Source organism: Streptomyces sp. NBC_01635 (genome assembly GCF_045209715.1).
Lineage (GTDB): Bacteria > Actinomycetota > Actinomycetes > Streptomycetales > Streptomycetaceae > Streptomyces > Streptomyces hirsutus.
Genome location: NZ_CP109277.1, coordinates 8,037,677 through 8,050,316, shown reverse-complemented (window position 1 = coordinate 8,050,316; position 12,640 = coordinate 8,037,677). Strand labels below are relative to the sequence as shown.

General features: G+C 73.0%; 1 protein-coding gene. It reads right to left on the bottom strand.

What is annotated here, in order from left to right; translation table 11 throughout:
* Positions 1-25: 25 nt before the first annotated feature.
* The gene (locus OHB56_RS37145) at positions 26-12,406 is read right to left on the bottom strand and encodes a type I polyketide synthase (protein WP_406358249.1); all 12,381 of its coding nucleotides are present in this window, start codon (positions 12,404-12,406) and stop codon (positions 26-28) included.
* Between the last annotated feature and the right edge of the window lie 234 nt (positions 12,407-12,640).

The following is a 12,640-nucleotide window of genomic DNA, read 5'->3' as shown; positions in this document are numbered from 1 at the left end:
TCGGGAAGTCGTGTCGGGGGGACCGTCAGGAGATCCCGAGTTCCTTGTCGATCAGGTCGAACATGTCTTCGTCGGAGGCGCCGACCAGTTCCTCGTCGACGCCCACGGAAGTCGGCTCGTCAGTGGGTGCCGCCCAGGAGTCGAGCAGGCCTCGCAGTGCGTCCGCGAGTTCCTTCCTGCCGACCGGGTCGGTGGTGGCCCGGTAGGCCGCCTCGACCTCCCTGAGCCGGGGGTCGAGGGCGGGGTCGCCGTCGTCGGCGGGGAACAGTTCCGCTCCCAGGTGGTCGGCGAGCGCGTTCGGCGTGGGGTGGTCGAACACGAGCGTCGCGGAGAGCTTGGTGCCCAGGGCCGCGCCGAGCCGGTTGCGCAGTTCCACTGCCGTCAGCGAGTCGAAGCCCATGTCGCGGAAGGCCTTTCCGGGCCTGACTGCCTTCGCCGAACCGGAGCCGAGCACCGCTTCGACGTGAGTCCGGATCAGCTCGGCCAGTCGCCGTCCGCGCTTGGCCGGCGGGAGGGCGGCCAGCTCGGCGCGCAGTCCGTTCGCAGCGCCGGACGCGTCCGCCGTCCGCGCTGCTTCCTCCTCGGCCCGCTGTGCCGCCAGCAGGGCCTGGACGTCCGGGACCTCGTCGATGAGCGGACGGTGCCCGTGGGCGCAGTACGCCGGGACGAAGCGGTCCCAGCGGATGTCCGCCACGACGACGGCCGTGTCGTCCGCCGCCACCGACTCCCGCAGGGCGCGCACGGCGAGTCGCGGCTCCATGGCCGGCACGCCGCGCCGCAGGAGCTGTTCCCCCACCTCGGCGTCGACCATGCCGCCTCCCGCCCACGCACCCCACGCGATCGAGGTGGCGGGCAGCCCCGCGGCCCGGCGGGCCTCGGCGAGCGCGTCCAGGTGGGCGTTGGCCGCCGCGTACGGTGCCTGCCCTCCGTTGCCCCACACGCCGGCGCCGGAGGAGAAGAGCACGAAGGCGTCCAACGGGCGGTCGCCGAGCAGGTCGTGGAGGTTCTGGGCGCCGACGACCTTGGCGTGCATCAGGTCGACCGCCTCGTCCGCGTCGACCTGGGTGAGCGGACGCGCCTGGTCGACGGCGCCCGCGGTGTGCACGACCGCCGTCAGCTCCGGCTCGGCGGGCAGATCCGCCAGGAGCTTGGCCAGCGCCTCCCGGTCGGCCACGTCGCAGGCGGCGATCGTCACGCGGCAGCCGAGGTCGGTCAACTCGCGTTCCAGTTCGGCCGCTCCGGGCGCTGCGGGACCGCGCCTGCTGGTCAGTACGAGGTGCTGCGCCCCCTCGCGAGCGAGGTCCCGGGCGACGTGGGCACCGAGCGCGCCGGTACCGCCGGTGACCAGGATCATCCCGCGCGGCGTCCACACCGGACCCGTACCGGCGGCGAGAGGCGAGCGCACCATGCGCCGGACACGGACGCCCACGGCATCGCTCCTGAGCACGAACTCAATGTCGGCGCCAGGGTTTTGGCCCGTGGCAAGCAGCGCGGGCAGGTGGGACAGCGCCTCGGTGGGACGGTCGGCCGGGAGGTCGACCAGGCCGCCGGCCCGTTCGGAGTCGTCCAGCGCGGCCACCCGGAGCAGTCCCCATACGGCGGCCTGGTCCGCGTTCGGCGCCCGGTCGCCGTCGACCGAGACGGCTCCACGGGTCAGCGTCCACAGTCCGGCCCGCACCTCGGTGTCGGTGAGCGCCTGGCTCAACGCCATGGAGGCCAGTACGCCCCTGGAGACGCCGGGGCTGCGCTTGTCCGGTTCGTCGTCGAGCGCGAGCAGCGACAGCACACCCGCCGGCGTGTCGCCGCCCAGGTCCCGAACAGCGGCACCGAGCAGTTCGGTGAGCGCGGCGCGATCCACCTGTTCCGGCACGACGACCGGGACGACGCCCGCGCCCGCCTCCTCCAGCACGTGCCGGGTGGGCACCGTGAGGTCGGCGCCGGTTCCGGCCTCGGGGACGACCAGCAACCAGTCGCCGCCGAGGGTACGGCTGTCAGGAGCGGTGAACGGCCTCCACACCACACGGTAGCGCCACTGGTCGAGGTCGCTCCGCTCGCGTCGGGTGGTGCGCCAGGCAGCCAGGGCGGGGACGACGGCCTCCAGGCCCTCCACGACCCCGAGCGTCCCGGCCAGCGCCTCCAGATCGCCCTCCTCCACGGTCCGCCAGAACTGCTCCTCCACGGGATCCACGGCAACGGACGCCTTCGGCACCTCAAGCCAGTAACGACTGCGCTGGAAGGCATACGTCGGCAGATCGACCAAGCGCGGTGACACCCCCTCGAAAGCAGGCGCCCAGTCCACGGCCACACCCCGCGCCCACGCCTCACCCAGGGAGAGGCAGAAGCGGTCCAGACCGCCCTCGCCCCGGCGCAACGAACCAATGACCACCGCGTCCACGCCCGCGTCCTCGACCGTCTCGGCGACCGGCACGGTCAGCACGGGGTGCGGGCTCATCTCCAGGAAGGCTCCGTGCCCGGCCTCCACCAGCCGCCGAACCGCCGGCTCCAACTGCACGGTCTGCCGCAGGTTGCGGTACCAGTACCCGGCATCGGTCCGAGCCGAGTCGATCCACTCCCCCGTCACCGTCGACAGGAACGGCACCGACGGCTCCAACGCCACCACCGACGCCAACACCTCAGCCAACTCACCCTCAATGGCCTCCACATGAGCCGAGTGCGAGGCGTAATCCACGTCGATACGACGCACCCGGACACCCTGGGCCTCCGCACACGCCACCAGCTCATCCAACGCGTCCGCGTCACCGGAGACCACCGTGGACGTCGGCCCGTTCACCGCCGCAACCGACACCCGCCCCGGCCACCGCCCCGCCAACTCCACAGCACCCTGCGCGGGCAGCGCCACCGACACCATGCCCCCACACCCGGCCAACGCCACGATCGCACGCGACCGCAACGCCACCACCCGCGCACCATCACGCACACTCAACGCACCCGACACCACCGCAGCAGCGATCTCACCCTGAGAATGCCCCACCACCGCAGCCGGCTTCACACCGAACGACTCCCACACAGCCGCCAGCGACACCATCACCGCCCACAACACCGGCTGCACGACGTCCACCCGGTCCAAGCCCGGCGCGCCCTCCACACCCCGCACCACATCGACCAGCGACCACTCCACGAACTCACCCAGCGCCTCGGCACACTGCCCGAACCGAACCGCGAACACCGGCGACGAGTCCAGCAACTCGACCGCCATCCCCACCCACTGCGCCCCCTGCCCCGGAAACACGAACACCGGAGAAGAAGCCCCAGCCGACACCGAACCGGACACCACCGGCTCGCCCGCCACCACCACCGACCGGCACTCGAACGCCGACCGCGACCGCCACAACGACCACGCCACATCCACCGGGTCCGCGTCGGTGGACTCCAGGTACGCGGTCAGCCGACGGATCTGGTCGGCCAGGGCCTCCTCGGTGCGGGCGGAGACCAGCAGGGGCGGTACGGCAGCGGGTTCGGGGTTCGGGGAGGAGCCCGCGTCGACAGCGTGTCGCGGGGCTTCGACGATGACGTGGGCGTTGGTGCCGCTGATGCCGAACGACGACACACCGGCCCGACGCGGACGCCCGTCGTCGAGCTCCTCCCACTCCCGCGACTGGTCCAGCAACTCCACCGCACCCGAGGACCAGTCCACGAGCGGCGACGGCTGCTCCGCCCTGAGCGACTTGGGCAGGGTGCCGTTGCGCATGGCCTGCACCATCTTGATGACCCCGGCCATGCCGGATGCGGCCTGTGTGTGCCCGATGTTGGACTTCACCGAGCCCAGCCACAACGGCCGGTCACCCTCACGCTCCTGCCCGTACGTGGCCAGCAACGCCTGCGCCTCGATCGGATCGCCCAGCTTCGTACCCGTACCGTGCGCCTCCACCACGTCCACGTCCGCAGCCGACAGACCCGCATCGGACAACGCCGCACGGATGACACGCTGCTGGGACAGACCGTTGGGAGCGGTCAGGCCGTTCGAGGCACCGTCCTGGTTGATCGCCGAGCCCCGGATGACGGCGAGGACCTGGTGTCCGTTGGCCTCGGCGTCCGACAGACGCTCCAGGAGCAGCACACCCACGCCCTCGGACAGGGCGAAGCCGTCCGCGTCGGCGGCGAAGGGCTTGCAGCGGCCGTCGGCGGCGAGGGCACGCTGGCGGCTGAACGCGACGAAGGCGCCCGGTCCCGACATCACCGTGGCCGCGCCGGCCACCGCGAGGCGGCACTCGCCCGCGCGCAGGGCGCGGACGGCGAGGTGGAGGGCGACCAGTGACGAGGAACAGGCCGTGTCGACCGTCACCGCCGGGCCCTCCAGACCCAACGCGTAGGCGATGCGCCCGGACGCCACGCTGGCCGCCGCACCCGTGGCGAGGTACCCCTCGTTGTCCCCGGACGCGGCACGCAACTGGGTGGCGTACTCCTGGTCGGTGAGGCCGACGTAGACACCGGTGGAGCTGCCTCGCAGGCTCTTGGGGTCGAGGCCCGCCCGTTCCAGGGTCTCCCAGGTGGTCTCCAGGAGCAGGCGCTGCTGCGGGTCCATCGCGGTCGCCTCACGCGGCGAGATGCCGAAGAAGGCGGCGTCGAACTCGGCGGCGCCGTCGAGGAAGCCGCTCTCGCGCACGTAGCTGGTGCCGAGCCGGTCGGGATCGGGGTCGTAGAGGCCGTCGAGGTCCCAGCCACGGTCGGTGGGGAGCGGGGTGATGGCGTCCACGCCGTCGAGGACCAGGCGCCACAGGTCCTCCGGTGTGCGTACTCCGCCGGGGCAGCGGCAGCCCATCGACACGATGGCGATCGGTTCGTCGTGACCCGCGCCCTGCGGGTCCGCGGCGTGGTCGGTGTCCGTGCCGGGCCGTGTGTCCTCGCCTCCCCGATCGCCGAACGCGAGGTCGTCGAGGTACGTCGCGAGGGCGGAGACACTGGGGTGGTCGAAGACGACGGTGGTGGGGAGTTTCAGTCCGGTGGCTCGGTGCAGCCGGTCGCGCAGGGCGACGGCGGTGAGGGAGTCGAAGCCCAGTTCCTTGAAGGCCGCTTCGACGCTGACGGCCTCGGCGTCCGCGTGGCCCAGCGTGGCCGCCACATGCGTGGCGACCAGGGTGCGCAGCGCGGCGAGCCTACGTGCGGGCGGGAGGCCGGCGAGCTCCCGGAGCACGGCGGAGGTGTCGTCGGAGCCCTCGGATGCGTCGTCGGACGGCTCCGTGCGGGCGGCGGACAGTTCGGTCAGGAGGGCGCTGCCGCGCACCGAGGTGAACACCTCGGCGAACCGGCGCCAGTCGACCTCGGCGACCGCGACCACCACGTCGTCGTGGTCGAGGGCCTGCTGGAGACCGGCGATCGCGGTGTCCGGCTGGATGACGGGGACGCCCCTGCGACGCAGGACGTCCTGCACGGACTCGGCGATCATCCCGCCGCCCGCCCAGGGTCCCCAGGCCACGGAGAGCACGGGAGCACCGTCGGCGCGACGCCGTTCGGCACGGGCGTCGAGGATCGCGTTCGCGGCACCGTAGGCGGCGTGGTCGGCCACTCCCCACGTGCCGGAGATGGACGAGAAGTAGACGACGGCGTCCAGCTCGGTGGCGTCCAGCACCTCGTCGAGGTGGGCCGCGCCGAGCACCTTGCCCGAGAGGGTGGCGGCGAGATCCTCGACGCCGGCGTCCGTCAGGGGGCGGAGCACGCTCACCCCGGCCGCATGGACGACGGAACGCACGGGGCTGCCGTCGGCGGCGAGGCCGTTCACGAGGTCGGCCAGGGCGTCGCGGTCAGCGATGTCGCAGGCGGTGACGGTGAGCCGGGTGCCGTGGCCGGCGAGTTGCTCCCGCAGCTCGCCGAGGTGCGGGCCGTCGCCGCGGCGACCCGTGAGGACGAGGTGCTCCGCACCGCGCGTGGCCAGCCAGCGGGCGACGTGGGCGCCGAGTGCGCCGGTACCGCCGGTGACCAGGACCGTGCCCCGCGGCTTCCAGTCACGCGGGGCAGCCCTGCCACCGGTGGCCGCACGGACCAGCCGACGTCCGTGGGCCGTACCGTCACGGAGAGCCACCTGGTCCTCCGCGCTGCCCGCCATGACGGTGTCCAGCAGGAGGTCCACGGCGAGGTCGGGTCCGGCCGTCGGGAGGTCGACGAGTCCGCCCCATCGCTTGGGGTGCTCCAGGGCGGCGACCCGGCCGATACCCCAGACGCCCGCCTGCTCGGGTGCGGTCGGCACGTCGTCCGGACCGGTGCCGACCGCACCCCGGGTCACGCACCAAAGCGGGGCGTCGACCGCCCTGTCCCCGAGGGCCTGGACGAGGATGAGGGTTCCGGCCAGTCCGAGCCGCACAGCGGGATGACGCGGGTGGGGCCGTTCGTCGAGGGCCAGGAACGACAGCACCCCGGTGAGTTCGGCCGGCCCGGCGGCCGAGGCGAGCAGGTCACCGACGGCGGCCCGGTCCAGGTCGCCCGCGGCGGTGACGACGGCCGCACTTGCCCCTCGTGCTTCGAGTGCCGTCGCCGTCTCGGTGACGAGTGCGTCACCCTCCAGTCCTTCGGGGACGACCAGCAGCCACGTCCCGCCGACCGAGGCGGGGGTACGGAGGGGCAGGGGGCGCCACACCACACGGTAGCGCCACTGGTCGAGGTCGCTCCGCTCGCGTCGGGTGGTGCGCCAGGCAGCCAGGGCGGGGACGACGGCCTCCAGGCCCTCCACGACCCCGAGCGTCCCGGCCAGCGCCTCCAGATCGCCCTCCTCCACGGTCCGCCAGAACTGCTCCTCCACGGGATCCACGGCAACGGACGCCTTCGGCACCTCAAGCCAGTAACGACTGCGCTGGAAGGCATACGTCGGCAGATCGACCAAGCGCGGTGACACCCCCTCGAAAGCAGGCGCCCAGTCCACGGCCACACCCCGCGCCCACGCCTCACCCAGGGAGAGGCAGAAGCGGTCCAGACCGCCCTCGCCCCGGCGCAACGAACCAATGACCACCGCGTCCACGCCCGCGTCCTCGACCGTCTCGGCGACCGGCACGGTCAGCACGGGGTGCGGGCTCATCTCCAGGAAGGCTCCGTGCCCGGCCTCCACCAGCCGCCGAACCGCCGGCTCCAACTGCACGGTCTGCCGCAGGTTGCGGTACCAGTACCCGGCATCGGTCCGAGCCGAGTCGATCCACTCCCCCGTCACCGTCGACAGGAACGGCACCGACGGCTCCAACGCCACCACCGACGCCAACACCTCAGCCAACTCACCCTCAATGGCCTCCACATGAGCCGAGTGCGAGGCGTAATCCACGTCGATACGACGCACCCGGACACCCTGGGCCTCCGCACACGCCACCAGCTCATCCAACGCGTCCGCGTCACCGGAGACCACCGTGGACGTCGGCCCGTTCACCGCCGCAACCGACACCCGCCCCGGCCACCGCCCCGCCAACTCCACAGCACCCTGCGCGGGCAGCGCCACCGACACCATGCCCCCACACCCGGCCAACGCCACGATCGCACGCGACCGCAACGCCACCACCCGCGCACCATCACGCACACTCAACGCACCCGACACCACCGCAGCAGCGATCTCACCCTGAGAATGCCCCACCACCGCAGCCGGCTTCACACCGAACGACTCCCACACAGCCGCCAGCGACACCATCACCGCCCACAACACCGGCTGCACGACGTCCACCCGGTCCAAGCCCGGCGCGCCCTCCACACCCCGCACCACATCGACCAGCGACCACTCCACGAACTCACCCAGCGCCTCGGCACACTGCCCGAACCGAACCGCGAACACCGGCGACGAGTCCAGCAACTCGACCGCCATCCCCACCCACTGCGCCCCCTGCCCCGGAAACACGAACACCGGAGAAGAAGCCCCAGCCGACACCGAACCGGACACCACCGGCTCGCCCGCCACCACCACCGACCGGCACTCGAACGCCGACCGCGACCGCCACAACGACCACGCCACATCCACCGGGTCCGCGTCGGTGGACTCCAGGTACGCGGTCAGCCGACGGATCTGGTCGGCCAGGGCCTCCTCGGTGCGGGCGGAGACCAGCAGGGGCGGTACGGCAGCGGGTTCGGGGTTCGGGGAGGAGCCCGCGTCGACAGCGTGTCGCGGGGCTTCGACGATGACGTGGGCGTTGGTGCCGCTGATGCCGAACGACGACACACCGGCCCGACGCGGACGCCCGTCGTCGAGCTCCTCCCACTCCCGCGACTGGTCCAGCAACTCCACCGCACCCGAGGACCAGTCCACGAGCGGCGACGGCTGCTCCGCCCTGAGCGACTTGGGCAGGGTGCCGTTGCGCATCGCCTGCACCATCTTGATGACGCCCGCGACACCGGCTGCCGCCTGTGTGTGCCCGATGTTGGACTTCACCGAGCCCAGCCACAACGGCCGGTCACCCTCACGCTCCTGCCCGTACGTGGCCAGCAACGCCTGCGCCTCGATCGGATCGCCCAGCTTCGTACCCGTACCGTGCGCCTCCACCACGTCCACGTCCGCAGCCGACAGACCCGCATCGGACAACGCCGCACGGATGACACGCTGCTGGGACAGACCGTTGGGAGCGGTCAGGCCGTTCGACGCACCGTCCTGGTTGATCGCCGAGCCCCGCACCACGGCAAGGACCTGATGGCCGTTGGCCTGCGCGTCCGACAGACGCTCCAGCAGCAGCACGCCAACGCCCTCGGCCCAGTTGGTGCCGTCCGCGTCGGCGGCGAAGGGCTTGCAGCGGCCGTCGGCGGCCAGTCCGCGCTGGCGGCCGAACTCGACGAACATGCCCGGGCTGGACATCACGGTCGCGCCGGCGGCGACGGCCATCGAGCATTCACCGGTGCGCAGGGCGCGGACGGCGAGGTGGAGGGCGACCAGTGACGAGGAACAGGCCGTGTCGACCGTCACCGCCGGGCCCTCCAACCCCAACGCGTAGGCGATGCGCCCGGACGCCACGCTGGCCGTCGTGCCGGTGAGAACATGGCCCTCGACGGCTGCTCCGGCTTCGTACAGACGCGGTCCGTACTCGGGTGCGGTGGCGCCGACGAACACGCCGGTGGCGCTGGCGTGCAGGCTGCGCGGGTCGAGGCCCGCCCGTTCGATGGCCTCCCAGGTGGTCTCCAGCAGCAGGCGCTGCTGCGGGTCCATCGCGGTCGCCTCACGCGGCGAGATGCCGAAGAACGCGGCGTCGAACTCGGCCGCGTCGTGCAGGAAACCGCCCTCACGGACGTAGGTGGTGCCGGTCCGGTCGGGGTCGGCGTCGTAGAGGCCGTCGAGGTCCCAGCCGCGGTCGGTGGGGAACGCGGAGACGGCGTCGGTCTCCTCGCGGACCAGCCGCCACAGGTCCTCCGGGCTGCGTACTCCGCCGGGGAAGCGGCAGCCCATCGACACGATGGCGATCGGCTCGTCGTCGGCCTCGCGGCGGGCGGGGGATACCACGTCCGCGGTCGTGGGGGCGGTCAGGTGTGCGGCGAGGCGTTCGGGGGTCGGGTACTCGTAGACGGCGGTCGCGGGGAGCTGGGCGTCGGCGAGGGAGTTGATCCTGTCGCGCAGTTCGACGGCGGTGACGGAGTCGACGCCCAGCTCCTTGAAGGTCCGCTGCGGGTCGACCAGCGTGGCAGCGGCGTAGCCGAGGACGACCGCGGTGGACTCGCGGACCAGGCGCAGGGCGTCGTCGCTGTCGATCACCGCGTCGGTCGTGGCGGGATGGGTCCCGGCGGCGGGCACCGTGGTGGTGGCCGCGGTCGTGTCCGCCGGCGCGGTCCCGTCCGTCCCGCCGATCCAGTGGCGGCGGCGCTGGAAGGCGTAGGTGGGCAGGGAGACCCGGCGGGGGGCGAGGTCCGTGAAGGCGGGTGTCCAGTCGACGTCGGCGCCCCTGGTCCACAGGGCCCCCAGGGAGGTCTGGAACCGTGCGGGGCCGCCCTGGTCGCGGCGCAGGGTTCCGGTGACGACGGCCTGCCGGGTGCCCGCGGCGGCCTCGACGGTCTCCTGGACCGGGCCGGTGAGCACGGGGTGCGGGCTGACCTCGACGAAGGCGCCGTGGCCGGCGTGGGTCAGGGCGCGGACGGCCGGTTCGAGGAGGACGGGGTTGCGGAGGTTGTCGTACCAGTAACGGGCGTCGGTGGCAGGGGTGTCGACCCAGTCGCCGGTGACGGTGGACAGGAAGGGCACCTCTGGCCGGCGCGGGACGATCGGGGCGAGAAGGCGGAGCATCTCGGCGCGGACGGGTTCGACGTGCGGTGAGTGGGAGGCGTAGTCGATCCCGACGCGGCGGGCGCGGACGTCCTCCCGTTCGGCGGTGGCGAGGATGTCGGTGACGGTGTCGATGTCGGCGGAGACGACGGTGGAGGCGGGACCGTTGAGGGCGGCGACGGTGACGCGGTCGCCCCAGCGGGCGACGAAGTCCCGCGCGTCGTCCTCGGTGAGGGCGAGCGAGACCATGCCGCTGCGGCCTTCGAGGGGGACCAGGATCTTGCTGCGGAGGGCGACGACGAGGGCGGCGTCCTCCAGACTGAGGGCTCCGGCGACGCAGGCGGCGGCGATCTCGCCCTGGGAGTGTCCGACGACGGCGGCGGGCCGGATGCCGTGCGACTGCCACAGGGCGGCCAGGGAGACCATGACGGCCCACAGGACCGGCTGCACGACGTCGGCGCGGTCCAGGGGCGGGGCGTCCCGGTCGCCGCGCAGCACGGCCGCGAGGTCCCAGTCGACGTGCGGGGCGAGGGCGTCGCCGCACTCGGCGAGGCGGGCGGCGAAGACGGGCGAGGTGGCGAGGAGTTCGGCGGCCATGCCGGCCCACTGGCTGCCCTGCCCGGGGAAGACGAACACGAGCCGGTGGATGTCTCCCGTGACCGGGCCGCTCGGGGTGGCGGTGGTGATGCCGTCGAGCAGGGCGGTGGTGTCGGCTCCCACGGCTAGGGCCCGGTGCGCGAAGGACGTGCGGGTGGTGAGGAGGGACCAGGCGATGTCTACGGGGTCGGCGCCGGTGGCGCGGACGTCGGCGGCCAGGCGGTCAGCCTGTGCGCGTAGGGCGCCGGGGTCGGCGGCGGACAGCAGCCAGGGCACGGTGGCGGGCGCGGTCCGGTGAGCGCGCTGCGGGGTCGGGTCGGGTGCGGGGGGTTCTTCGAGGACGAGGTGGGCGTTGGTGCCGCCCATGCCGAAGGAGGAGACGCCGGCGCGCAAGGGGGTGCCGGGGGTGTCCGGGGTCCAGTCGGTGGTCTCGCGCTGGACGCGCAGTCCGAGGCGGTCGAGGTCGATGGCGGGGTTCGGTTCGCTGTGATGGAGGCTGGGCACCAGCCGGCGGTGCGACAGGCACAGCACGGCTTTGAGGAGCCCGGCGATGCCAGCGGCGCCTTCGAGGTGACCGATGTTGGTCTTCACGGAGCCGACGGCGAGCGGGGCGCGTCGTCCCTCGGCGGTGCCGAGGACGGCGCCGAGTGCGGTGGCCTCCACGGGGTCGCCGACGCGGGTTCCGGTGCCGTGGAGTTCGACGTATCCGATGTCGGCCGGGTCGACGCCGGCGCGCCGGACGGCGGCGCGCAGGACGGCGGCCTGGGCGTCGGCGTCCGGGGTGGTGATGCTGGCGCCGGTGCCGTCGTTGTTGAGGGCGCCGCCGCGGATGACGGCGTGGATGCGGTCGCCGTCGGAGAGGGCGCGGGAGAGCAGCTTGAGTACGACGAGGCCGCCGCCCTCGCCGCGCACGTAGCCGTTGGCGCGGGCATCGAAGGTGTGGCAGGCGCCGTCCGGGGAGAGCGCGCCGAACTGGGCGGCGGCGAGGGAGCTTTCGGGGCTCAGGTTGAGGTGCACCCCGCCGGCGAGGGCGAGTTCGCAGTCGCCGCCGCGCAGGCTGTCGCAGGCCAGCTGCACGGCGGTCAGGGAGGACGACTGGGCGCTGTCGACGGTCATGCTGGGTCCGTTGACACCGAGCGCGTAGGACAGCCGGTTGGCGATGAGGGAACGGTTGAGGCCGGTCAGGGTGTGGTGTCCGGCGCCCTGCCCGGCGGCGCGGACGACGTCGGCGTAGTCGCAGGTGTCCGCGCCGAGGAAGACCGCGGTGGCGCGCGGGGCGTCGGCGGCGCGGATGCCGGCGTGCTCCAGGGCTTCCCAGCCGAGTTCCAGGGCGAGCCGGGCCTGCGGATCCATGGCGTCGGCCTCGCGGGGCGAGATGCCGAAGAACGCGGCGTCGAAGTCGGCGGGAGCGGAGACGTATCCGCCGCGCAGGGGTGCGGTGCCGCCGTGCGGGGCGGGCCAGCCGTCGGCGGGCACACCCGTGCGCCGCTCCTCCGGCATGTCGGTGACGGCGCTGCATCCCTCGGTGAGCAGGTCCCAGTACGCGGCCGGGTCGTCGGCCCCCGGGAGCCGGCACGCGAGGCCGACCACGGCCACGGGCTCGTGGCCCGGAGCGGTATTCCGGACGTCGGTGGGCACCGGCTCGTTCATCGATGGCACTCCAGATACCGAGGGCGAGAGGGATGGGAGCGATGCACACATTCGCACGCGGGCAGGAGTCGTCCGGTGGTCGCGGGAAACGCTCTAGGGGAATCTCTAGGCACGTCGGGAAGCAGCTTCGGTGACGGCGCCCCGGGCGAGGGGGATTCCTCGTGGCCGACCGTGGCCGACCGGGAGCGGCAGGGAGCGGCAGGGGGTGACCATGACCGACCGAGGGCGGCCATG